Source organism: Methanococcoides alaskense (assembly GCF_027594145.1).
GTDB classification, from domain to species: Archaea; Halobacteriota; Methanosarcinia; order Methanosarcinales; family Methanosarcinaceae; genus Methanococcoides; species Methanococcoides alaskense.
The window spans coordinates 494,779-518,944 of sequence record NZ_JAQFFK010000001.1 but is presented as its reverse complement, the minus strand read 5'-3'; the positions used below and the strand labels follow the sequence as shown (position 1 = coordinate 518,944).

Here is a 24,166-nt window from a genome sequence, read left to right as displayed (position 1 = left end):
TTTTAGGAGGTAGCTTTCATTTTAAAGATATGGTTAGCGATCTCCGCTAGTTCGTGCGGTTCAAGGTTTTCGGCTCTCTTGGACATGAACTCATCAGGCAGTTCGGCCACTATCTGCTTGATGTTTGGAACATTTAACAGATGATTACCCTTTATGATAGCATTCCTTAGCTTTTTCCTGCGCTGGAGGAATACTGCGGTTACCAGATCAAGGAAGAATTGAGGATCTTCAACGTGGAAAGAAGACGGCCTTGGAACTACTTTCACAACGGCGGACCAGACTTCCGGAGGCGGTGAGAATGCAGATGGTGGTATCTTCATGATAATATCTGCATCGGCAAAATAATGCGTGTTCACTGAAAGCCTGCTGTAGTCTTCAGTATTTGCTTTAGCCACCATGCGCTGTGCAAATTCATACTGATACATCAGTATCCCCAGTTCAAACTCGTGCTTAAAGAGCTTGAAAGTTATAGGAGATGATATTGAATATGGAAGATTTGCGACAACCTTGTTGAATTTCGGAAGATCCAATTTCAGGACATCGCCCGATATTATCTCTATTTTCTCATTATCAGAAAAGCGGTCTTTGAGGACATGTACAAGTGCAGGGTCGAGTTCGATGACGTAGACCTTACCCGCCTTTTCAAGAAGACGCTCGGTAAGATTTCCAATACCCCCTCCGATCTCCAGCACGACATCTTTTTCAGAAAGCTCCGCTTGATCGACAATGGAATCAAGTGATCGTTCATCGATCAAAAAATGTTGGTCATGACATCCACCGCGGATGCCATATTTTTGTAATATTTTTCGGACCAAGTTAATGACACCTTATAATCAGTCACGCTTCTGTTGCTGCATTGCTGTTGTAAAGAGCCTGTATTTGATGTTATCATCTTTAAGCTCGTCAAGTATGCGGTTTACGATGATCTTTTGTGGAATATGCACTCCACCCACACGATCGTGGAGGTCCTGCAGACCCTTGAACTCACCTTTCTTGCGTTCATCGATTATAGCCCACATCAGCTTCTTTCCGATACCAGGCAGAAGCTCAAGCATGTGCAGTCTTGTTGTTATTGAATGTGCATCGTTGAAGAATTTAACGAATTTCTCTTCCCGATCTTTGACACAGATCTCAAGAACAAAAGGTAGCTCAAGCTGTGCTCCGTGGCTTAGGTCATCAAAGTGGATCCTGTGTTTAACGTGATCAATGACATCCCGATCCCCATCGCCGACATAGACTTTGGACTGTATCTCAGGGTTTGCTCCTTCCTTAGGAACCAGCTCCACAAGAACGAAGTGTTTGTCACCAATTGCCTGTACGAGAGGTTTCTTTTGATATGCTGGGCGTTTGTCAGTATTACTTCCGTACGGAAGGTAGTCAAGAACCCATGCATAATCCTCTTTCTCAGGCGGCGTGCCCCTCTTACTCATAGATATCCTCCAGTATGTTATGGATTAATGTTGAAAACTTACTGTTTCCACTAAAAAAAGTAAAGTATGAGATATAAATTTATTCCATTGCCTCGAGCACAAGAGTCAATATTGCGTCCAGCTCTTCTTCGGTCAATGTGAATCTTTCTTTTGCATAGACTGTCCTGAGCTCATCTCTTGTCAGAGGTGCGATATCAGCAATGTGTATTGCGATCTCAGGCTTCATCTTCTCCATCTCAAGGAGCTTATTAACAAGTTCTCTGGATCGGCTTGCATCCATCTTTGCAAACATGTCCGCATGGTTGATAGCTTTGCGAAGTTCATACCCAAGCTCTTCTTCACGTGCCACACGCTCTTCCATTATATTGTTAAGTATTTCCTTGACCTCAGGAACGGTCAATAATTCTTCGCTCTGAATGTGTTTGACTATCATTAAAATACACTCTTTGGAATTAGTATGTTTAACGTTTTAGTACCTGCTAAATTAATAGCAAATGCTATCTGCCAGATGGACTTCCGCACAGATATAACTATCGACAATAAAAGATCAATTCCAGGCTATTACTAGCCCGGATGTTGAATTTAGTATTTCTGTGGTTTCAAGTGCTGGGACAGGGAGATGACCTCTTTCTTAGAGTTTCCATCTGTTACCTGTAAAAGATAAGCCCTTCCGCGCTTTCCAAGTACCTTACCGGTCTTGCCCTGGAACTTTGCGTTTGGCATTCCTTTCTGTACGCTTGGATCGATATCGATGTGGACCATCTGGCCTTCTTCGAAATCCTGAATTGCCTTGCTTATAGGGGAGAGACCTCGTTCCCTTACTGTCTTCTTCAATTTGTACCTAGTACAGCTACGTTCACCGTGTGATGTTGGCATTGTTTTCCTCCGTTATTTCAGGTCATGGATAGACCTGTATTTGATAAATTTGATATTTGGGCGACTTATATGTCGACCCCGACAACATCCAGTTCTGTAACGAAAGCCTGTGAACCGAGAAGCCCTGTAAGGCTTGGTATGGTCCTTCCTTCGTCACTGGATATCAGTTCCTTTACATACAGGCCGCCTTCACAATGAACTTCGATCATTGCGCAGTCATCTGTTAATTCGTTAAGCTTCATGTCGTGAACAGTTCGCTTACGAACCAGATCAGCCCTTCTGTGTGATACACGCTGTGGTGTTCTCTGTTGGATCTGCGCACCAGTAAGTTCGTTGATGGCAGTCCTGAGTTTATCTTCTGGAATTTGCTCTTTGAATGTAACTTTAAGTTTATAAACTTTATCCGCCTTTACGGTCTTAAGGCTCTCGACAGTACTCTTCGGAGTGAATGTTAACCCTTCCACCTCGATCTTTCCACCTGCACGCTCATTGATCTCTTTTTCAACCTTTGCAAGATCGCATGTGCGGAGCATAGGTTCAACCGCTTCGACCACGAACGGCCTACCGGTTCCAAGCATCAGAGCATCGATATCCTCACGCCCTGCCCCATGGAACTTCGTGTCCTTTGACGTAAGGGCTTCCACGACAGGGTCCTTGATAAGTTCATCAACAGATTCAGGATATTGCTTTCCTGTGAAGTTACAGGTCTCACAGCCCCTCCCTCTGCATGTCCGGCATGGCCAGCGTGTCTGTGGGATGGTACGCACCATTTTCCGGTACCTGCCAAGAATATAGACCGAACGTACCTGCAGATGAACTTTTTCTTCAGCAAGATCGAGCGTCACAAGAATGTCTGGATTTTCGAGTTTGACCTCTTTGCCGGTCCTTTCTGCAATGAGCTTTCCGACCTCACGGTTCATCTCGGATTTGAACTGTTCCGCATAGGTGGTCCCGGATTCGGTCCAGATGATCTCCTCATTCTCGCTCAAAAGCCCGCTCATCTTCGTCCCGACAAGAAAAGTGGAATGCTCATAGTCCTTCAATGCAGTCTCTGCTCTTTCTGCCCATGTATCAAGCTTTTCGAAAAGACCAAGGCACACCCAGCATTTTTCGTCCTCGCCTTTAAGTCTAAGGGATTTGCGTGCATTCACACTTGAAGTGCTCAGGTCTTCCAGTATCCCCTTGTCACCTTCGTCCTTGTTAATGCGGTCCCCTTCCATAGCAAGGGCGAGCTTGATTGCACTCCCTCGTTTGTCATTGGTAAGTCCGGTAGAGAGTTTTGCGAACTGTCTTCCCATACAATGGTCACATATCGGTCCTTCACGGACGATCTTTTTTGCAATATCGAGCACGTTCAACTGATCACTTCCTTCTTCCTGTATTACTGGGATCTACCTGACAAATTCCGGTCTATCTCGTTATTGATAAGTATGATACAATGGTCGGCATGTAGCGGTATCGGACCAAGAGAGATGGTCTTAGCTTCATGTTCTTTTATTAACTGCTCTTCCTCTTCGGTAACTCCCATATGGTCACCAAGAATGAAAACAGCATTGTTCGTAAGGTCAGAAAGCTCGCGGATATCCTCACCATCTTCATGCAGATAGATGAGTCTGCGTCCTGCATCTTTGAACTCATTAAGCAGCGTCCCAAGATTCCCGCTTCTGATGAAAACACCTGGAGTTGAGCGTGCCTCATATTCCCCGGCAGTCTTCTGTAGTGCTTTCTTGATAAGTGAGCCGGCACTCCTTTCATCCGGATTGAGATATCTGACATGCTCACTATCAAAGCGTATGATCTTTCCGGGCTCCGGGTCTCCAAGAAGTAACAGATGTACCTGAACATCCCGCCTAAGGTCATGTGAAAGGAACAGGCATGAATTGATGCACCTACAAAGGATATCCATGCGTCCTGCTGAACCAGGGAGGTCATTCAGGGAAAAGTCACCTGTTGTCAAAGCCTTATGAGCTATTATCACAAAATCTCGCATTTTCTTCAGTATCCTGTCTTGTTTTTTGATGATTACCATGTGTTATTAGATTAAATGCACCCTTGGATAACACAAAGCTTTATTTTATTTAGTTAATTTGTACTGTGGAATGGTTCATAATAATGAATATAGAATAAAAACATATCTACTCTGATCAATATTGAATGCTGATAATTAACATGAATTAAAAGCATTCATTATTTTCAACAAAAAAATGAAGGGACTTCATCTTACCCTGTAAACGATGCCTCTGAACAGGCGACCAAGTATATCGGAACCTGTGATTACTATTTTTTCAGGATCATCATCATTCCAGTAAAGGATCAGGTCATTATCTATGACATCATCTTCGGAGTCTACAGGATAAACCTTCAGTTTATGGAGTACATCCCCTATCTTTACATTAGGGCTCTTTACGATTAGCGGAGTATGGCAATAGCTTAGTGGATGGAAATTATTTTTTTTGTAGATAGCATCTCTTATGAAAGAGGTAGAATCTATTGCCACAACCGGATACCTGTTCTTATCGACCGCTATTATCCATTTTTTAGCTGGAAATGCGATCTTATGAAGCAATATCTCAAAATCCGGAGTACCGACTTCCGGAAAGACCGGTAAGTTGTTAATTGTATCAATTTCGATTATGGTCTTCTCGTCTATGAGCGAACCTTCCTGTTTTATACTAAGATCATCCAGTGACAAGAAATTAAGAGCACCAAGTCCTTCCATTTTATCAATATCGCTTGCATCTGACCTCATGTGTTTCTGAAGCATTATCCTCAGGGATGTTTCTTTGAAATACTCAAGTTTTTCTTTACCAAGCCATCTGTCAAGGATGATTGCAGAAGGTTTTGTAAAAGGATACAATAGCAATATGTATATTTTGACAAGAGGTGTTAAGGAAGCACCCATCTTTAAAGCATTTCTTGTGAAATATGCCTGAGGCATTATCTCTCCAAAGCAAGTGATGAATACTGTCGAGAATATGAACGCAGAGCTACCGACCATAACTGAATCCGTTAAAAGGGTAAGCAGTACATTGACACCCACATTACCCCACAATAAGGTAGAAAGGAGTAAATGCGGATCATTTCTTAGTTTTAAGACCTTCTGTGCATGTATGTTATTAGCTTCAGCTTCGATCTCAAGCCTGAGACGGCTCAGTCCGAAAAGACCAATTGTCAACCCCGAAAAGATCCCTGATTGGACCAGACAAAGAGCGATAAGTATCCAGATGATAATATTATTCATAAATTATTGACCTACTCAAAGTAAGAAAAATTACTAAACAATAATAAGGGGGCACGAAATAAAACTATTTCTATGTAATTGGTGATCTTTAATACCCCCAGCAAATGATAATATCGAATAATTGAATTTGCTAATCGCTTTTAAACTATAATTTAGATCATACTAGGCATTACTACAATTCAAAGAGTTATATTAAGGAATCTCCCTCACGTCATATTTGATCAGAGAGCACTTAGGTACAAAATTAATTTAGCGGGATGAAGAGAACTATATCCCCTTCATTCCCAAATTCAAAAAAATATGGTCAAAGCAGGTGTTTCACTGCTCTGCTACATCTCCTTTAACAAAAAGCATTCTGTCGCCGTTGTCCCCGATACCGAGAACAAGCTGATCATCTTCCATTGAGACGGTTGTTACATTGCTCAACAGGGAAAGATACTGACTATCCAGCGAGTCAGGACCACAATATGCAAGCGTTATTGGACCTGGTGCTAAGGTAAGCTCATTTCCTTCCATTGTGTAGCCACCACTTCCAATGTTGCAGTCTGCTTTAATGGAGTAGGTTCCATCCGATCTCAAGGTAATTTTATAGTTTTCCGGGTCAGGAACTACGGACTGGCTAGCTGGAAAGGTCTCGGTCAATCCTGACCATTGCCATTCGATGTCGATGATCTCGTCAGGAGATGCAACAATTTCTTCGTCCTGTTCGGCCTCAATAATGTCGTCCTCATTATCAATTTCAGTACAACCCACTGCCATAAAGGTACAGGTAAGTACGGCAAAGATAATGAAAATGGATAATAATTTTTGTGTATTCATGATCTGATAACCTCCGGGTTCTCTAAATGTAAATACATCAAGTTACTATTTATAGATTATTTAAACTACAGTTCAATTTGAAGTCTTCAGGTGCTGTTATTGGTATTCATAGCATCTTTCGTGAAAATCAATGAAAAGTACCTCTCCAAAGTAATAGCAAATTTGCCATCTTTAGAGATCTTATGAATTTAGAGAATATTGCAATATTTCGATATGCCTGAACTGTGACACTTATGTGAACCTTACAATACGTTTATGTGCTGTTAAATGCAATATTTCTGCATAGGGGACTTTCCCGATTGAGGATCCCGTCCCATAGAGGAGTAATAATAATGGCACATGATATTGATTATAAGATCCACGGGAATGAAATGCAGCTTGTTGAGATAGAACTTGACCAGGGAGAGACCGTAAGGGCCGAAGCAGGTGCAATGATGTTCATGGGAGATGGCATCAAGATGGAAACGTCCACCGGCGGAGGATTGCTTAAAGGTCTGAAGCGTGCATTCTCAGGAGAGAGCTTTTTTATAACTTCTTTTACCCAGAACGGAAAAGGCAAGGGAACAGTGGCCTTTGGAGCACCATATCCCGGTAAGATCATACCCATAGACCTTGCATCAGAAGGTGGCAGTTTCCTCTGTCAGAAAGACGCATTCCTCTGCGCTGCAGATGGAGTAGATATTTCCATTGCATTCTCGAAGAAGATAGGAGCAGGGCTTTTCGGAGGAGAGGGTTTCATCCTCCAGAGACTCGAAGGCAACGGTCTTGCATTTGTACATGCAGGCGGTACGATAATCAAGAAAGACCTTGCCCCAGGAGAAACATTGAGGGTTGATACAGGTTGTCTGGTGGCCTTCTCAGAGAGTGTTAACTACGACATACAGTTCGTAGGCGGTTTCAAGAATGCACTCTTTGGTGGCGAAGGCATCGTTCTGGCAACGGTCTCAGGACCAGGTACTGTATATCTTCAGAGCCTGCCATTCTCACGCCTTGCTGACAGGATAGCAGCAGCCATTGGCCCTAGTGATTCAAATAGGGGCGAAAAAGGCGGCATTGCAGGCATAGGTGAAAGTGCACTTGGTGGCATTCTCGGTGGCGACAGGAAATTCTAACGGTCTATATGAGGTGAAATAAATGAAAATACTTGCAATTGCTGATATACATGGCAATTTCTCTCATCTGGAAGATATTAAAGAAAAGGCCGGTGAGATCGATGTAGTGGTCATCAGCGGTGACATTACGAACTTTGGCCCTTCCAGCGAAGTGGAACAACTGAATGGTGTTTTTGATGTACCGGTCTTTGCAGTTCCCGGAAATTGCGATCAAAGGGACATCCTCGAAGTACTCGATGATTCGGAAATAGTGAATTTGCACAAAGCTACCGAAAGAATAGGAGAGTTCGCTTTTGTAGGAATAGGAGGTTCCAGTCCAACCCCATTCAATACTCCGTTCGAACTTGAGGAACAGGAGATCGAGGATGCCCTTGAACCCATGTTCAATGCCTGTGAGGGTGAATGTAAGGGTAATATAGTAATGGTCTCACATGCGCCCCCAAAAGGACTTCTGGACTCCATCTCAGGGGACAATGTGGGCAGTGCAGCAGTTGCCAAGTTCATTGACCGCTCAAAGCTGGTTATCTGTGCACATATCCACGAAGCAAGGGGATTTGCCAGATCAGGAGATACATTCCTTGTGAATCCCGGTATGGCAGCAGATGGATATGCGGCCCTTATTGAGCTTGAGCAAGACAACGTGAGCGTTTCATTCATTGAGGTCTGAACAAGGACATCTCATCCAATTTGAAATTGAACGCATGCCCTGACTAGTTTTCAGAGCTCAACTTCCATGAGGTCGGAAGCAATATGCACTTCCCCCTCGAACTTTTCTTTTATGTATTCGAGAGCTTCCTCTTCGTGCCCCTGCATGTGAGGATAAAGATGTGTCAGATACACCCTTGAGATACCGGACCCTTCGAGATATGGTCGCAGCATATCAGGTGTGGCATGATTGGTCATAGGAAAGTCCAGCGGGAAAGAGCATTCGTGAATAAGCAGATCGGCATCTTGTGCCAGCTCCATGATGCAATCACATGGCTCAGTATCCCCTGAATAGACAACGACCTTACCATCGTATTGCACCCGACATCCAAGCGAAGGTACACTGTGTATCCCATCAGCACACTGGACAATGCACCCATCTGTAAGCTCAAATACTTCACCTGCTGCAACTTCCCGAACCTCAACATTGACCTTCTCTTTCATGTACGGATAGATGTCCATGAGCCGCTCTAACCATTCCTGCGTTCCCACGGGCCCATAAATGACCGAATCAAGCTTGTCGCAGAGCCAGTTGGCCTTGAGCAGACACATGACATCCGCCACATGATCAAGGTGCAGATGCGAAAGCACAATGGTATCGATCTCCGTATGCAAGACTCCGCTTTCGAATATCCGATTAAGAATGCCACCCCCGCAGTCGAAAAGCACCTTATTTTCCCCGAACTCCATCAATACACCTGACTGGACCCTGTCCTTCTGTGGTATCGCCACACCTGTTCCAAGAAATGTTATCTTCATGTTCCATTAGAATAAGGCTTAAGTAACTTAACTTTAATTATGGGGTGACCAAAAGCGTAAGGTAGCCATTCTAATTCTCATGCGGGGGTCGCCCAGCTAGGTCAAAGGCGCCAGACTTAAGATCTGGTATCGAAGGATTTCGAGGGTTCGAATCCCTCCCCCCGCACTCATTTTAAAGTATATAGGCATCTAAGAATAAACGAACTCTATAAATATAATCCAATACCTAAAAAAGAAAAAAACACCAATATTAGAAAGTTATTGGTGGTTTAAGCAGAAAGTTTACCGTAAACTTTCAATAATGCTATTGTTTGGAAAAAATCGGAGTATTTAGGTTAATTTTTAAGCAATCATTTTTGCTCTAAGAAATTAAATAAAGTAGATCATTTAACTTTCTTATGAACTCTCTTTGAGATATACCAAAATAATTTTGTTTAGGATATAATATTATAGGAGAGTTTTATCTAAAATTACAAATAATTATATATAGATATAAATCTACAAGCCTTTAAAATAAAGAGGGTGTACCTATTAAAGTCATTACAATAATCACTATATTTTTACTTTTGCTTGTTTTTGGTTGTTTCAATTCAAATGCAGCAGACGTAACGCTTGAATCATCAACTCAAATAGCCACAACCGGTGAAAACTTCACAATCGATGTGTTTGTAGCACCGGATACTGCAATTGCAGGATTACAGTTCGATATTGACTTTGACAACTCAAAAATACAGGTTGAGAGTGTATCTGAAGGCATACTCTTAAGCCAGAATGGAGCTTCTACATTTTTTAACAACGGAAGCATAGACAACAATGCAGGAACACTTTCAAATGTTTACGGTTTGATACTGGCTCCTTCAAGCATCATAGAACCTGAGTCATTTGCAAGTATCACAATGAGTGTAAAGGAACAGGCCACAAGCACATCAACAATTTGTCTGAAAAATGTTATCATAAGCGACCCATCTGGAAATCCCATAGATGTCTTGATCAAAAATACGACTCTGACTATTAACGAAGCCCCTGTGGCAGTTGCCAATGGTCCCTCCGAGGTCAATGAAGGTGACCTAATATCCTTAGATGGTTCTGCTTCATCCGACCCTGAAGAATCCATTGTCTCATATGACTGGGACTTCGGGGATGGAAACACAGGAATCGGAGAGACCACTACTCACACCTATACTATTCCAAATACATACAAAGTGACACTGAGAGTGACGGATAATTATGGTCTCACCGATACAGACACCACAACGGTAACAGTTGAAGAAGCATCTAGTGTGCCACAAGAGGTATTCTACGATAGCTTTGAGCAGGGTGAATGGAACGGGCTATGGACTGAAGACAGCCAAAGAGACTGGTACGATTCAACTCAGCGGTCAACAGAAGGCAGATGGTCTGCTGGAATCGATGGCCGGGCTACGGATGCAACATTAACCTCTATTCCCGTAGATTTGAATGGCAAAACAAGCGCTACAATTACCTTCTCCTGGTATATTGAAAGCTACCTCGACAAAGGAGAATACCTTGCATTTGATGTGTCCACAGATGGAGGAGCTACTTGGAATGAAAAGGCAATATTAAGAGGGAATGTTGACACTGAAAACACTTGGCACGAGGAAAGCATTGCCGTAATCGACATAGACAGCCTCAAGATCCAATTCAGGGGAAAGATGTCCAATTCGCGGGAAGATGCGTTCGTTGATATGGTTAGGGTAATAGCAAAATAAATAGTTATTGAAACTGTTTTCCCATCACTTCAAAACATTGAACAGAACAATAATGCAGTATGTTGAACATACTGAACATGCCCCATGCATTAGATTTTCGTAGTAGAAAATGTGCCATTCCAGGAAATATACTTACATATTTTCGGGCGGGATCAGTAGCATTGACGATCTTGCGGATCATCTGAACAATGAACAAAGGTATTTTCATCACCTTAACGTAGGAATCATTAAAATTGAAAAAAAAGGTAGTGGGTGCAAAATATTGCAATCCACTATTTTATTATTCTTTAAGTGCAAGCAGTGAAAGACCCAGTTTCGTTTCCAGATCCTTTACTTCTTTAGCAGCGTCTTCATTTAAGTCTGCATACTCGATATTCTCATCTGAAAAAGCAATTAGGGCTATACCTAATTTACTTTCCAGCTCATTGATAGCTTTCAGATTTTCGGTGTCAATTTTTGAATAACTCCACATTTTTAAAACCCCCAATAGAATATACATTCGATTAGCTAATATAGGTTGTCTCTGAAAACCCCATATATATAATTAATATTTGATATATTATTGACATAACCAGTGGTCAGAATATTTATATCGATACTCTTATTTTCTCATAGAACAAAGATCATGTCAGGGAAATTTGAAGGAAACGCACGTTTAGTATTTATTTTTTTAAACCGTTTTTCATGGATGGGTCATCGCCACCATCATAGAATACGGGGGTAAAAAAATAATTCATACATCGGATCTGCAGGGACCAAACATTGAAGACCATGCACAATGGATCATTGAAGAAGATCCGGATATATTGATACTGGATGGTCCGGCAACCTACCTTTTAGGTAATCTTCTCAGCAGGACAAACCTTGATCGGGCCATAAATAACCTCACCAGGATCATCAGGGAAAGTGCTCCATATCTCATTATATACGACCACCATCTTTTGAGAGATCCGCTTTACAGAGAGCGTACTGCAAAGGTATGGGAGACGGCAGATGATATGCATGTCAGGATAATGACAGCTGCTGAATACAATGGACTTGTTCCTGTTGTTTTGAGATCAGGGGACGGTAATGTATGATTCGAAAGAGCAGGGCACATCATAAAATTCCGGAGGATACTCACAAAATTATCTTCGAGATTTTAGTGGTTTGCTTTATATTACGTGAACTTCTAATATTTATCAAGGATTATAAAGTAATATATTTAGATATTATTGAGGGAATATTTAGAAAATTCGTTGACAACTGAAGATCTGACAGCCCCATAAAGTCACAAATATTAGATATAATTAAAATTAGAAAATGGAGAGTATTGGAATTGGTTTCATCCACGATCATCCTTGTTCTTTGCCTGATAGCATTTGCAGCTATTCATAGCCTTACCGCAAGCCTACCTTTCAAAGGCATGATCTTGCGAGTAATGGGCCCCGGGTCAGAAAAATATTATATGCTAGCATACAGCCTGATCTCAGTGCTAACAGTATTACCACTCATATATCTGCTCTACAAATATCCGGGGCCAATACTCTACATAATACCATCTCCCTGGCGCTGGTGCATGGTAGGTGGACAGTTGATCGGTGCACTCATCGGAGCCAGAGGTTTGCTGGATGCACCCCACAGATTCAAGATACGTGCACAGCTGTCTGCACCAAAGACTCCTGAAGCAGGTTCCCTGAATATTCAGGGTATTTTCCGATTCATAAGGGACCCCTTCCTGCTCTCAGGACTGATCATTATATGGCTGACCCCTTTTATGACCGTCAATCTGCTCGTCATATACATTTTTTCCACCCTGTACGTGTATCTGGGGTCCCTGCATGTGGAAAGAAGACTGGTTTCACGTTTTGGTGATGAATACAGAGAATATCAAGAACGGGTTCACAGGACAATTCCTCATTTCAAAGGACAATATTAAAAAAGTATTGAATTTCTCTTGACCCCCAATATTCCCGATCAGTGTGAGGAATAACAGGACTTCAAAAACTAAAGAACATGAAGAATGCCTATTTTTCACCTTTACTGTAAAGAATTAATTATATATCTTGGGTCATTAACCACCAAGATTATCTCTTATCAATAAGATGGGTCAGATAAATTCCAACGATTTTTACATTATAACCAGAGGTATAACGTGTCATTTGATAATTTAAATTTAATATTCCCGCTTCAGCGGGCATTAACCGAAGAAGGATATACAACACCTACTCCGATACAGGAACTATCCATCCCCCATCTGTTGGATGGTAGGGACATGATCGGTATCGCTCAGACAGGTACAGGCAAGACAGCTGCATTCATATTACCGATTCTCCAGAATATGTCTGCATCCCACAAGACAGTGAAGTCAAGAAGTCCGCGAGTGCTTGTGCTTGCGCCCACAAGGGAACTTGCAGCACAGATAGGGGATAGTTTTGCCACGTATGGCAAACACACCCGTTACAAGCATACAGTTGTATTCGGAGGAGTTGGACAGACACCACAGGTAAGAGCTCTCTCAAAGGGTGTGGATTGCCTTGTAGCAACCCCGGGCAGACTGCTGGACCTGATTCAACAAGGCCATATTAGGCTTTCCAGTGTGGAGTATTTTGTCCTTGATGAAGCGGACAGGATGCTTGACATGGGTTTCCTCAACGATGTGAACAAAATTGTCGATATGCTGCCAAAAAAGCGTCAGTCCCTTTTCTATTCAGCCACCATGTCCCCGGAGATATCCACACTTGCCAGGAAGATGCTCAGCAATCCTGCACAGGTAGAGGTTACCCCGCAGGCAACAACTGTTGAGCGCATAGAGCAGTTCATCTTTTTCGTGGATACGGATAACAAGAACGAATTACTTTTGCATTTACTAAGAGGTAAGCATCTGGACTGTGTCCTTGTATTCACACGTACAAAGCACCGTGCCAATAAGGTCACTGAGATGCTAAACAAGAGCAATATAAATGCAGGTGCTATTCATGGCAGCAAGTCCCAGACCCACCGCACAAAAACACTTCAGAATTTCAAGTCCGGACAACTGCGTGTACTGGTTGCAACAGACATAGCTGCTCGAGGAATTGATATCGAGGACATATCACACGTAATAAACTATGACCTGCCGAATATCCCTGAAAGCTACGTACACCGAATAGGACGTACAGCAAGAGCAGGAGCTGAGGGAACAGCATACTCATTCTGTGCAGCCGATGAGCGGGATTTCCTGCGTGATATCGAAAAGCTCACCGACATGGAGATCGAGGTCGCTGAGCATAATTACCATTCCGAAAAAGCGAAGAATGCCACGGGGGACGCAGCAAAGCCAGCTCCCAAGCAACAGAGAGGACGAACAGGAAGCGCCGGACCTAAAAGAGGCAGGGGCAAAAAAGGAGAAGGCAAAGGCGGTAGAAGTAGTAGTGCTAATAAAGATAGTAAAAATAAAGGTGGACGATCAGAGAACACCAATGGAGGCCAGGCTAAGAGTACTACCTCCAAGAAAAACTCAGGTCGAAATTCTGGTCGAGGCTCAGGTAAGCCCAAAAGCAGTCAGTAATTGAGCATTTTTTCAGTTCATGGATCTATTCATGAACTGAAAATGCTACTGTCTGCTACTGACCTTACTCCAAAAAAACGAAAATGATCCCAATTAGGTATATCATCCAGTTAGTTATAATTCTCTCCATATGCTTTATGGGAGATATCCTCCATAATTATCTCAACCTTCCGATTCCCGGAAATATACTGGGAATGATGCTATTACTGGTCCTTCTGGTAACTGGTATCCTAAAACTATCCATGATCGAAGATGTAAGCAACTTCCTGCTAAAGCATCTCTCATTTTTTTTCATACCGGCAGCTGTGGGACTGATAACTTGTTTTTCCATACTTGAAGGAAAATGGACTGCCCTGCTTTTCATATCCGTGATCTCGACCTTCATCATTACAGTGGTGACCGGTATGACGGTACAGATACTGATCAAAAGGAGACGATCTGTTGAGTGAACTTGCGCCCTATCTGGTGGGATCGCCGGTCTTTGGCATAGGGATATCCATAATAACATTCTATGCAGGCAACCTACTCTACAAAAAAACAGGTTCCCCCCTACTGAACCCACTAGTACTGAGCATGCTGATGATAATTGGTCTTCTGCTGAGCTTACACATAACCTTTGATGATTACAACAGGGGAGGGCAATACATATCTTTCTTCCTTGGGCCTGCTACAGTCATCCTGGCTGTGCCCCTGTATAAGAAGATCAGTCTTCTTAAGGAGAATGTAATTCCAATACTTGCAGGGATCAGTGTAGGTTCTGCAGCAGGTATTGTAAGCATAATCGTCATGTGCAGGATGTTCGGGCTTGATGAGCTGTTAAGCCTATCCATGATACCTAAATCTGTTACAACACCAATCGGAATAGAGATATCAAACCAGCTTGGAGGTATACCATCCATAACTGTTGCAGCCATAGTATTCACAGGAATAGCAGGTGTTCTACTGAGTCCTCTGGTATGTAAGTTGTTCAGAATAAACGATAAAGTGGCAGTGGGAATTGCCATAGGAACCTCGTCCCATGCCCTCGGTACGACCAAGGCTGTTGAGATGGGGGAGACCGAGGGAGCCATGAGCGGGATGGCAATTAGCATTGCCGGATTGGTTACAGTTTTCCTTGCTCCAATACTGGCCAAGATACTTATGTGAGATAATTTAGTAGCTTTCCGATCTTGATTAAGATAAGTGAAACTGGTTATACCAATACGTTAAATTCATCAACTTATGTTTTTTGTTGGAAACATGCTCATGAAACTTTTTATGATTAAATATATATATGATAATTCGGTTCTAGGAAATAATATCTAGACGAAGTCAAATTCTTTTTTGTTACCAGGTTGTATATCAAAATCAATTAATAGTTTAAAAACATATTATCTATTACCGTACCATGAAAAGTACGGTGAGGCAGTGAATCAGAAGGTAGAACGCCATTGGGTGTGAAGGCCCATAAATATTCAAAGTTTATTTGGCATTTGTAAATCCTTAAGGTCGACCTGAGACGGGGAGAATTCAGTGGGGTAGGGTCGCCCTAAAATTGTCCGATAAGGTCGGCAATTCGATCCCTGATCACTGCCATTTATACTGCTTTTCTACCACACATAAAAGATTGAGAGTCGTAAGTGACGTCAACAAATCGAGATTTCACAATAAATTGATTGAATTTGCAAATATTTTTCCCAATATTTATATCAGATCTAATTTTAGTCTCTTCTATGAAGGGGGACAAGTATATCATATATTATCTTCATTTTATGAAATACACAACCTAATAATGTAGGTATATTTTTATTTTATAGGCTACAGTCAATGAAAAGTGACTGGAAGTATCTATCTGATTCAAGATCCATGTGCTTTTTGTGCTAATTTTGGATGGTAAATTATAGATGCTATTTTAAAGCCGAAACTTTACCCGTGGTTTTTCAATGGAAAAATACAGTAAGCAACAAAAAGAAATAGCAACAATGATCGATTCTGATGACTTTCTGGATAAGTGGAAAGATTGGAATTGGCAATTAAAACATTCAATTAGGGATATAGATACTTTCGAGCGACTGCTTGGAATAAATTTTGAGCCACCTGAGAAAGAGAAGCTCAAAGAAACGCTGGAAAAATTCCCATTGTCTATCACACCTTACTACCTATCATTGATAGATTCTGATGATTTCAGAAACGATCCTATTTTCCTACAATCATTCCCTTCACCGGAAGAACTGATTGTATCGGTGGACGAACTTGAAGATCCTCTTTCAGAGGATACAGACAGCCCTGTTGAAGGTATAACTCACAGATATCCTGATAGAGTTCTTTTCCACATAAGCAATGTTTGTTCCATGTATTGCCGCCATTGCACACGTAAAAGAAAAGTTGGGGATATTGATTACATACCTGAAAAAGAGAAAATACTCGAGGGCATCGAGTACATTAGGAACACTCCACAAATAAGGGATGTATTACTTTCAGGTGGAGATCCTTTAATGTTGTCTGATGATTTTCTGGATTGGATACTTACTGAAATAAATAGCATTCCTCACGTAGAAGTGATCCGTATTGGCAGCAGGATGCCAGTTGTACTTCCATACCGAATTACAGATGAACTTATGGAGGTTTTGAAAAAGCATCATCCTATCTGGCTAAATACACATTTCAATCATCCCAGAGAAATGACATTTTCATCCAGACAAGCGCTTAAAAAGCTTGCAGATGCCGGCATTCCTCTTGGAAATCAAACCGTACTGCTTGCAGGCGTAAATGATTGCCAGAGAATTATAAAGAAACTGGTTCATAAACTGGTTCAAAATCGTGTTCGTCCATATTATCTGTACCAATGTGATCTTTCAGAAGGTCTGTCCCATTTCAGGACACCCATAGGCAAAGGAATAGAGATAATGGAAAATTTGATTGGACATACAAGTGGGTTTGCAGTCCCTACTTATGTTATTGATGCCCCTCATGGAGGAGGTAAAATACCGGTTATGCCCAATTATATCATTTCCTGGTCGACAAACCGTGTGATCCTTCGTAATTATGAAGGTGTTATTACCTCCTACAAAGAGCCGGAATCATACAATCAGATATATTGTGATCGAAATTGTGAAAAGTGTGATCTACAGCTTAAACTTGACGATGCTACAGAGTATAAGGGGATTGGCATTTCCAAACTGCTTGCAGATTATGATGACACCACAAGTCTTGTTCCTGAAGATAATGAGAGGATGGAGAGAAGGACTTGAAGGATACTATTGAGAAGATCGGCAACTCCATTATCCAGCATGGGAGGTATAATGATCGCATATACCTCATGAAATTAGATCCAGAAGATATGCATTCACTTCTGGATAAAATGGATGCTCTTGCAGAAAAGGAAAGCTATTCAAAGATATTCACAAAGGTTCCGGAATCTTTCAAAGAACTTCTTTGTGATAGAAATTATCTTTGTGAAGCGGCCATCCCACGATATTATGATGGGAAACAAAATGCAGTTATCATGAGCAAATTCCTTGATGATAAGAGAAGCATCAACTGTTTGAATGAAATGCATGAAAATGTGGTAACGACGGCTCTATCAAAAAGAAACGATCAGCAGACCAATGTTCCATCTGAATACTCGATCAGAATATGCGATAAAAGTGATATTTCACAGATGGCTGATCTGTATAAAAAAACATTTGAAACCTATCCTTTTCCCATACATGATCCCGATTACCTCTTAAAAACAATAGAGGATAATGTAGTGTATTTCGGAGCTTTCAAAGAACAAAAAATTGTTGCACTTTCTTCTTCTGAAATAGAATACAGCCACTCGAATGTGGAAATGACAGATTTTGCAACATTGCCTGAATTCCAGGGAAAGGGCTTATCTTCATATTTGCTTAGAAAAATGGAAGATGAAATGAAAGCAAAGGGTATCAAAACTGCATATACTATTGCAAGAGCCAGCTCTTATGGAATGAATATTGTGTTTGCAAGATGCGGATATGAATATTGTGGAAGACTTGTAAATAATACCAATATATCTGGCAATATTGAAAGCATGAATATTTGGTATCGAAATTTACAGATCGATTGATATTTATTTTTCGTTCATCTTTTTTTATTATGTGAGAAGCATCTCTTATTTCATTATTACAATTTTGTATCGCTTTTTTGTCTTCATATCCATATTTACTCCGCACCTTGTATTGTTGTGATATTATACAGGACATGAAGATCGACTTTCTGTATGGACGGTCAACTTCTCAGGAAACTCGCCTGAAAATATACGAATTTGCTGTTTTTGTGTATCCTATTCCTTTCCCAAGTTTTTCAAGGTATTCTTTTGTTATCTGGATCTGCTTCTTTGGAATGAAATAGGATCCAAGATTCCTGTCTGTGATGTGATAGCTACCATCTTTTGCATAAACAGCAGCGATGAATTCGTAATCATGATCTATGAATGCCATCCCTGCATCTCCGTGACTATCATTTGCAAGTAGGGTCCCGCCTGTTTTCAGATATTTTTTACATGCCTGCGAAACAAAACCGGCATATTGTGAGATGAGCAGATCATAGCTATTTTCTTTAAGATCAAGGGGTCGGAAATAATCAGATGGTATGAAATGGAACACAGCATCTGCATCATAGGTCTTTTTCTTTGAGATCAGCTCAGCAACTGAATCTTTTTGTTCAAAGAACTTCTTTGCTCGCTTATCACTATCCACATATACGACTTCTGAAATGAAAAAAGAAGGAGTTATATGAACAAAACTTCCCGGGTAAAGAGCTTTATTAATGTTGAATCTTGATATCAGGGATTCAAATAGATCTTCCATCTCAAAGTTTTTGTCAACATAGAATTGTCGGTATAATCCTTGAACATCTACTTTCATATAGATAATGAGAAGTTATAATGTTATAAAGCCGATCATACTTATTTGTAGCCTTTTTTAAAATTGGAGTCATGTATCCGATCTTGCCGTTTTTATGACCACGTCTGCTAAGACCTGTGAAGGGTGTATCAAGGGAACAGATACTTCTTCTTCAATTGAAAGCAAAGAAAGCTCACTGCAACCAAGTATTACAGCTTCTGCACCCTGGTCGATCAGCACATTAATTACTTCTAAGATCTCGTTCCGTGAACTTCCAAATGTGTATCCTGCTTTTATCCCTTGTTCACCATAAATTGAGTTCATGACCTTCTTTTGCAAATCATCATCCGGAATTAATATTTCAATATCATTTATTGCTTTATGATATAGTCTGGTTTCCAGTGTGCCAGTAGTAGCTAATAATCCGATCTTTTTAATATCTGGAAATGTGTTCGAAATGTGTGATGCAGTTTCAGAGATCATGTTTAGTATGGGTATCTTTGTGCTGTTCTGTAGTTCAGAATAAAAATAATGCATAGTATTGCATGGAATTGCTATGAGCTCTGCACCAGCATTTTCTAAGATATGGATAGTTTTTTGTGCTTCAGCTACAGGGCTTTCCCCCATTCCAAAGATCGCTTGCGTACGATCTGGTATATTGGAGTTATTATCTACGATGATCCTTAGATGGTCCTGATCCGTCCTGGCAGGAGTGCTTTTGATCACCTTTAAGAAAAAATATGCAGTTGATTCCGATCCCATACCACCTAAAATACCAACCGTTTTATCACTTGCTTTAGCTGTCATAATATTTCCCCAAACTTCCCCTTTTGCCATATTTCCCAACTCACCCAAATGCTTTAAGGAAAAATATGATCTTGCAAAAGAATGCCTAAATTAAATTTATCCCCATCCCAATGAACATAGTTTTAATTGGGCTATTAGCATAAATTAATTTGTATTTTTATGATTGAAACAAAAACAACATTACCTCAATTTTCGAACCTATCCACCATATGAGAATTCAAACTAAAAGCCTCCAATAATCTCGAATTCTGCTTCATCCAGCATTCCGTGATGTCAATCACTTTTTCCACTCCATCCACTATAACACTGTCAGCAGTTGCTATTACTGCATGTGCTCCCGCTTCCTTGAGATCGAAATCCACATGTTTGGAGGTCCTTGCATCTGCCTTAAATCTGTGATCTTTGGATCTTTTGCGGATAAGCTCTGCAAGTATTCCACTGTTGCTCATCTGAGAGTCAAGAAGGATGGTTGCTGACCTCATTTTCAAAGTCGAGAGTGTTGAGAGCATCTCATCAACTGCCATACAGGTCATATCCGTGATCTTGTGATTACTGAATATTCCACTTGTATCCCGCAGAAATCCATCATCTGCAAACCATAGGGGTTCATTTTTGAGTGCAGTCTCTATGGTTATCAGGACATTATAGCCGTCAACAAAGATATCGCATCCTTTTAATTGGGAGCATTCGAGCTTCTTTTTGCTGCGGTCATCTGCTTTTTTTGGTGAGAAAACAAGTCTTGTGAGTATGTGTCTTTCCGGTTCTGTTAATCGGTGATGATCGCTTACAAAAGTAATTGCACTCTTTTTCTTATATCCTCTGGAGAGAAGATACCTTATGTCCATTGCAGGTTCTGAAAGCTTTTCTTTCAGCTGATCAGGTGGAAGCAGATGTCTATCAGACATTGCAAATACTTTGCTATGAGTAAGATTTATAGATGTCGCACAACAATCTATTATTTTGATGAGTAGATATCTCGAAAAAACTCTGCCTTGTGGGCATTGAACCTGGAAAGCTTTTCGTCTTCGCTCAAAAAGACCGAATCGCTCTCCGAGGCAGAACTTATCAGCTTTGGTATTCGTCATTCTCTCAATGGATGGATCATTATCACCCAAAGTGAACCAGGAGATCGGCCTGGCTGTGGGTACGGATCAGTTGATGATCCCTTTGTTAGAATACGAAGAGAAACTTCCAGTTTTGATAAGCCACATGCCAGCTATCCTTTTTTACAGAGATAACTATGAAAATGCACTGGGAGCGGTCATAAAAGACATAAGACAACTAACCAAACTGGAATGGCTTAAAATAAAATGTCCTCACTGCGGAGAGGAAATGACGCAGTACATAACACCTCAGAAAGAAGTAGATAAGGTGATTATTGAAGGGTCGGATCTTAAGACCCTGTGCAGCTACTGTGAACATATTTTTTTCTGGATCCAAGGACATTCAGACCTCTTCCCCGGAAACTTCCTCACATGAGCATTCCGAATGAATGGTTTGCCAGTACTTTCAACCCCTTTCAGATCAAACTATATCCCAATTTTGAGATCTCCACGAGCATAAAGATAAGGGTAAAATTACCCACAACCAACGGAACGATCATTTTACGGAATGGAAATCCCACTATTGCAAGTGCTATTGCAATCACATCACTTGGAAGAGGGGTCAATGAGTAAAAGAAGATCAGCACCATGGTCAACCTGTCATCGATCCGTTCCATCCATTTTGTCAGGCGAAAAACATTACCTGCATATTTTCCCTTAATACATTGCTTGCTTTTTGTGCCCAGATAGTAGAATACCAGATCTCCAAAGGTAAGACCCAGGCTTGCAACCAATGCGATCCCGATCGAATTTACCCCTCCCAGGGATATTGCGATCAGAGCCGTGTAGAATGTAGTGGAGGTTAATGTGGAAACTCCACCTATCATGGCCAGCAGGAAGACAAAAATGTAAACGTTGCGTACTCCCAGCCTTTCGACTATTTCTCCTGGAGGATAGTAAAAAAGTAGAATTGACCATGAAACTATGAATAGAACAATTAGCCCAAGGATCAGGATATTCCTATTACCAACATGGTGAAGAAACGTCCCAATTTCATGATCATCTCTTTTTGGTGGAACCTGTGTTTCATTTTTTGCCTGCATTGAGCCTCTTAATAATTAGAACATTTCTATGTAAGGTCCTTTCTTTTTTTGTCGCGTGAAAACATCTCTTATTTGATCATTAAAAGCTAGCATTGCTTTTAGCTACTTCCATGCTACATCAAAATATCTTAAGTACTTGTTAACCAGAATATATTCATATCCTTGTGTTTTTTGTTGGAAACATACACATGGACCTTATTATGATTAAATATATATAGGATCATTCGGTCATAGGAAAGAAGATCTAGACATAGTCAGATTCTTTTTTGTTACCAGGTTGTGTATCAAAATCAATTAATAGTTTTAAAACATATTATCCATTACCGTACCATAAATAGTACGGTGAGGCAGTGAATCAGAAGGTAGAACGCCATTGGGTATGAAAGCCCATAAATATTCAAAGTTTATTTGGCATTTGTAAATCCTTAAGGTCGACCTGAGATGGGGATAATATAATGGGGTAGGGTCGCCCAATGATTGCCCGATGAGGTCGGCATATCGGCCCCTGATCACTGCCATTTATATTGCTTTTCTACCACATATATCAGATTGAGAGCCATAGGCTGCTCCAAAAAACATAACTTATATAGATAATTTTGAGAAATTCGTAGTAGAAGATATTTTAAAACAAATCAAAACCATTCATTGCTGTAAGTCAGAATTTGAAGGTATTGTGAAAGTAAAAGTGCTCCCTGCACCCTCTTCACTATCAACCCATATATTTCCGCCATGCATCTCAACATATTGCTTAACCAGGGTCAATCCTAAGCCTGTGCCACCATATTTATTCGTAATTGAAGGATCAGCCTGTTTGAAACTCTCAAAAATCTCATCATGCATATTTTTGGGAATACCAATGCCATTATCAGATACAGATATCTCCATCATATTATCATAATCAATCGCGTTAATCTATATGCTGCCATTTTCAGGTGTGAACTTCAAAGAATTGCTTAGTAGATTATATAATATTTGCCTCATCCTTAATCTATCAGCATACATTTCAATTCTTTCATAACGAGCTTGATTACAGATTTGAATGTTCTTTTTGTATGCCAGATGTTTTACCATCTCTTCAATTTCCAAAAAGAATATCGGCAAGCTTATCTTTTCAGATTGAAGATAAGTTTTCCCATTTTCGATCTTAGCGAGATCAAGAATTTCATCCATCAGTTCCAATAAGTGCCTTCCACTGTTCAAGATATTTTTTGAATATTTGATCTCTTTTTCATTCAGATTACCAAAAGGATTAGTATTTAGAAACTGTGAGAAGCCGATGATCGAATTAAGAGGTGTACGTAGCTCATGGCTCATTTTTGCAATGAAATCTGATTTAATCTGGTTAGCTTCTTCGGCTTGTATCCTTGCATTTATCGCAATTTGAGTATTCTTACGTTCGGTAATGTCCTTGGCATCGATAATCACACAGGGATGACCATCATAGATGAATGACCTACTACTCATTTCCACAGGGATCCTAGATCCGTCTTTGTGAATGGCCTCTGTATCCAATATAAAAGATGTGTTATGTGATTGAACATTTTCATTATTGAGATCTTTTATTTTTAGAGGAGAAACATACAGATCATGAATAGACATGTTCAATAGCCCATCCTTGCTATAACCCAGTGTTAATGAAGTTGTCATGTTTGCATTTATGATCGATCCATCCTCTTCAAAAATGACTATTGAACCATTGGAATTGTCAAAAATATCCTGAAAATTAGTACTAGATTCAGCTAATTTGAAAGATGCACTTTTTATCTCAAGATAAAGGAGATAGGAAAAAACAAAGAGAGAAGCTATTAAAAATATGCCTGCTAAAGATAATTCATATATCCCATACTGATCATATACATTTAGTTTAAAAAAGATTTTTTCAAATAAATTAAAAGTTGTAGAGATAATCCCAACAATAATGGTTAAAACTAAAATAATTAATATATCACGAACAACGATTTGTGGATTGTTATGTGTACCCATTTAATTTCCCAGTCTCGTATATAACAATTATTATACTTATAATAATATGTTAAAGGGGTTCTATTTCTTTTACTAGAGCAAAAACTGAATTAATTACTTCCAAATATTTCGCTTCAAGCAAAGTGATCATGATCAAGAATATAATTGGCTTTAGCACCTGCCCAGTTTACATTTCTGTAAAAAAG

At 40.5% G+C, this 24,166-nt stretch carries 27 protein-coding genes and 1 tRNA gene; 12 read left to right on the top strand and 16 right to left on the bottom strand.

The window, feature by feature from the left end:
- Positions 1-2: 2 nt before the first annotated feature.
- The 8 genes from rsmA to PBV53_RS02445 all read right to left on the bottom strand — a co-directional run bounded on the left by rsmA (position 3) and on the right by PBV53_RS02445 (position 6,366).
- Positions 3-815 (bottom strand): 16S rRNA (adenine(1518)-N(6)/adenine(1519)-N(6))-dimethyltransferase RsmA, encoded by an 813-nt coding sequence (gene rsmA, locus PBV53_RS02480; RefSeq protein WP_270095590.1) that lies wholly within the window; start codon positions 813-815, stop codon positions 3-5.
- An 18-nt stretch (positions 816-833) separates the two neighbouring features.
- Positions 834-1,430, bottom strand: a complete 597-nt coding sequence (locus tag PBV53_RS02475; protein ID WP_270095589.1) for a DUF655 domain-containing protein — start codon at positions 1,428-1,430, stop codon at positions 834-836.
- 79 nt (positions 1,431-1,509) lie between these two features.
- Positions 1,510-1,863 (bottom strand): RNA polymerase Rpb4 family protein, encoded by a 354-nt coding sequence (locus tag PBV53_RS02470; protein WP_270095588.1) that lies wholly within the window; start codon positions 1,861-1,863, stop codon positions 1,510-1,512.
- 149 nt (positions 1,864-2,012) lie between these two features.
- Positions 2,013-2,306 carry a 50S ribosomal protein L21e gene (locus PBV53_RS02465; RefSeq protein ID WP_011499005.1) on the bottom strand — a complete coding sequence of 98 codons (294 nt, stop codon included), beginning with the start codon at positions 2,304-2,306 and terminating at the stop codon, positions 2,013-2,015.
- A 65-nt stretch (positions 2,307-2,371) separates the two neighbouring features.
- Positions 2,372-3,664 (bottom strand): tRNA pseudouridine(54/55) synthase Pus10, encoded by a 1,293-nt coding sequence (locus tag PBV53_RS02460; RefSeq protein WP_270095587.1) that lies wholly within the window; start codon positions 3,662-3,664, stop codon positions 2,372-2,374.
- Between the two features lie 23 nt (positions 3,665-3,687).
- A complete protein-coding gene (trmY, locus tag PBV53_RS02455) occupies positions 3,688-4,296 on the bottom strand; it encodes a tRNA (pseudouridine(54)-N(1))-methyltransferase TrmY (protein ID WP_270095767.1) in 609 nt (202 codons plus the stop codon).
- Positions 4,297-4,521: 225 nt separating this feature from the next.
- On the bottom strand, positions 4,522-5,547 hold the full coding sequence (locus tag PBV53_RS02450) for a DUF21 domain-containing protein (protein ID WP_270095586.1): 1,026 nt from the start codon (positions 5,545-5,547) through the stop codon (positions 4,522-4,524).
- Between the two features lie 318 nt (positions 5,548-5,865).
- Positions 5,866-6,366: an META domain-containing protein gene (locus PBV53_RS02445; protein WP_270095585.1), complete on the bottom strand. Its 501-nt coding sequence runs from the start codon at positions 6,364-6,366 to the stop codon at positions 5,866-5,868.
- Positions 6,367-6,698: 332 nt separating this feature from the next.
- Between PBV53_RS02445 and PBV53_RS02440 the strand changes: the two genes are divergently transcribed.
- Together PBV53_RS02440 and PBV53_RS02435 are read left to right on the top strand one after the other, a co-directional pair.
- On the top strand, positions 6,699-7,478 hold the full coding sequence (locus PBV53_RS02440) for a TIGR00266 family protein (protein WP_270095584.1): 780 nt from the start codon (positions 6,699-6,701) through the stop codon (positions 7,476-7,478).
- A 22-nt stretch (positions 7,479-7,500) separates the two neighbouring features.
- Positions 7,501-8,145, top strand: a complete 645-nt coding sequence (locus tag PBV53_RS02435) for a metallophosphoesterase (protein ID WP_270095583.1) — start codon at positions 7,501-7,503, stop codon at positions 8,143-8,145.
- A 50-nt stretch (positions 8,146-8,195) separates the two neighbouring features.
- Here the strand turns inward: PBV53_RS02435 and PBV53_RS02430 are convergent, their stop codons facing one another.
- Entirely contained in the window at positions 8,196-8,942 is a 747-nt protein-coding gene (locus PBV53_RS02430; protein WP_270095582.1) for an MBL fold metallo-hydrolase, read from the bottom strand.
- Between the two features lie 81 nt (positions 8,943-9,023).
- Here PBV53_RS02430 and PBV53_RS02425 point away from each other — a divergent pair.
- Together PBV53_RS02425 and PBV53_RS02420 are read left to right on the top strand one after the other, a co-directional pair.
- Positions 9,024-9,108 (top strand) — tRNA-Leu (locus PBV53_RS02425).
- A 400-nt stretch (positions 9,109-9,508) separates the two neighbouring features.
- Positions 9,509-10,672, top strand: coding sequence for a PKD domain-containing protein (locus PBV53_RS02420; RefSeq protein WP_270095581.1), 1,164 nt, complete (start codon positions 9,509-9,511; stop codon positions 10,670-10,672).
- Positions 10,673-10,952: 280 nt separating this feature from the next.
- On the opposite strand, the gene PBV53_RS02415 is transcribed toward PBV53_RS02420, so the two are convergent.
- Positions 10,953-11,144 carry a hypothetical protein gene (locus PBV53_RS02415; RefSeq protein WP_270095580.1) on the bottom strand — a complete coding sequence of 64 codons (192 nt, stop codon included), beginning with the start codon at positions 11,142-11,144 and terminating at the stop codon, positions 10,953-10,955.
- 334 nt (positions 11,145-11,478) lie between these two features.
- Here PBV53_RS02415 and PBV53_RS02410 point away from each other — a divergent pair, with 334 nt between their 5' ends.
- The 7 genes from PBV53_RS02410 to ablB all read left to right on the top strand — a co-directional run bounded on the left by PBV53_RS02410 (position 11,479) and on the right by ablB (position 18,267).
- Positions 11,479-11,751 carry a hypothetical protein gene (locus PBV53_RS02410; protein WP_270095579.1) on the top strand — a complete coding sequence of 91 codons (273 nt, stop codon included), beginning with the start codon at positions 11,479-11,481 and terminating at the stop codon, positions 11,749-11,751.
- Between the two features lie 239 nt (positions 11,752-11,990).
- Positions 11,991-12,590: a methyltransferase family protein gene (locus PBV53_RS02405; RefSeq protein ID WP_270095766.1), complete on the top strand. Its 600-nt coding sequence runs from the start codon at positions 11,991-11,993 to the stop codon at positions 12,588-12,590.
- A 216-nt stretch (positions 12,591-12,806) separates the two neighbouring features.
- Positions 12,807-14,201, top strand: coding sequence for a DEAD/DEAH box helicase (locus tag PBV53_RS02400; protein ID WP_270095578.1), 1,395 nt, complete (start codon positions 12,807-12,809; stop codon positions 14,199-14,201).
- A gap of 137 nt (positions 14,202-14,338) precedes the next feature.
- Positions 14,339-14,650 carry a CidA/LrgA family protein gene (locus PBV53_RS02395; protein ID WP_270095577.1) on the top strand — a complete coding sequence of 104 codons (312 nt, stop codon included), beginning with the start codon at positions 14,339-14,341 and terminating at the stop codon, positions 14,648-14,650.
- A complete protein-coding gene (locus PBV53_RS02390; protein ID WP_270095576.1) occupies positions 14,643-15,347 on the top strand; it encodes an LrgB family protein in 705 nt (234 codons plus the stop codon). Before PBV53_RS02395 ends, PBV53_RS02390 begins: the two co-directional genes overlap by 8 nt.
- A 776-nt stretch (positions 15,348-16,123) precedes the next feature.
- Positions 16,124-17,431, top strand: coding sequence for a lysine 2,3-aminomutase (gene kamA / locus PBV53_RS02385; RefSeq protein WP_270095575.1), 1,308 nt, complete (start codon positions 16,124-16,126; stop codon positions 17,429-17,431).
- Complete coding sequence (ablB, locus tag PBV53_RS02380; protein WP_270095574.1) at positions 17,428-18,267, top strand: putative beta-lysine N-acetyltransferase; 840 nt, start codon at positions 17,428-17,430, stop codon at positions 18,265-18,267. The genes kamA and ablB overlap by 4 nt, the downstream gene beginning before the upstream one ends.
- Before the next feature lie 169 nt (positions 18,268-18,436).
- Here ablB and PBV53_RS02375 read toward each other — a convergent pair whose 3' ends face one another.
- The 3 genes from PBV53_RS02375 to PBV53_RS02365 form a co-directional block, all read right to left on the bottom strand.
- Positions 18,437-19,066 (bottom strand): hypothetical protein, encoded by a 630-nt coding sequence (locus PBV53_RS02375; protein WP_270095573.1) that lies wholly within the window; start codon positions 19,064-19,066, stop codon positions 18,437-18,439.
- A gap of 69 nt (positions 19,067-19,135) precedes the next feature.
- On the bottom strand, positions 19,136-19,852 hold the full coding sequence (cuyB, locus tag PBV53_RS02370) for a cysteate racemase (RefSeq protein WP_270095572.1): 717 nt from the start codon (positions 19,850-19,852) through the stop codon (positions 19,136-19,138).
- Between the two features lie 185 nt (positions 19,853-20,037).
- Complete coding sequence (locus PBV53_RS02365; RefSeq protein ID WP_270095571.1) at positions 20,038-20,757, bottom strand: DUF434 domain-containing protein; 720 nt, start codon at positions 20,755-20,757, stop codon at positions 20,038-20,040.
- Positions 20,758-20,944: 187 nt separating this feature from the next.
- Between PBV53_RS02365 and PBV53_RS02360 the strand changes: the two genes are divergently transcribed.
- Positions 20,945-21,331, top strand: a complete 387-nt coding sequence (locus PBV53_RS02360; RefSeq protein ID WP_270095570.1) for a hypothetical protein — start codon at positions 20,945-20,947, stop codon at positions 21,329-21,331.
- 40 nt (positions 21,332-21,371) lie between these two features.
- On the opposite strand, the gene PBV53_RS02355 is transcribed toward PBV53_RS02360, so the two are convergent.
- The 3 genes from PBV53_RS02355 to PBV53_RS02345 form a co-directional block, all read right to left on the bottom strand.
- Positions 21,372-21,998 carry a VTT domain-containing protein gene (locus tag PBV53_RS02355; RefSeq protein ID WP_270095569.1) on the bottom strand — a complete coding sequence of 209 codons (627 nt, stop codon included), beginning with the start codon at positions 21,996-21,998 and terminating at the stop codon, positions 21,372-21,374.
- 642 nt (positions 21,999-22,640) lie between these two features.
- Positions 22,641-22,886: an ATP-binding protein gene (locus PBV53_RS02350; RefSeq protein ID WP_270095568.1), complete on the bottom strand. Its 246-nt coding sequence runs from the start codon at positions 22,884-22,886 to the stop codon at positions 22,641-22,643.
- Positions 22,887-22,910: 24 nt separating this feature from the next.
- Positions 22,911-23,981, bottom strand: coding sequence for a sensor histidine kinase (locus tag PBV53_RS02345; RefSeq protein WP_270095567.1), 1,071 nt, complete (start codon positions 23,979-23,981; stop codon positions 22,911-22,913).
- Positions 23,982-24,166: the final 185 nt, after the last annotated feature.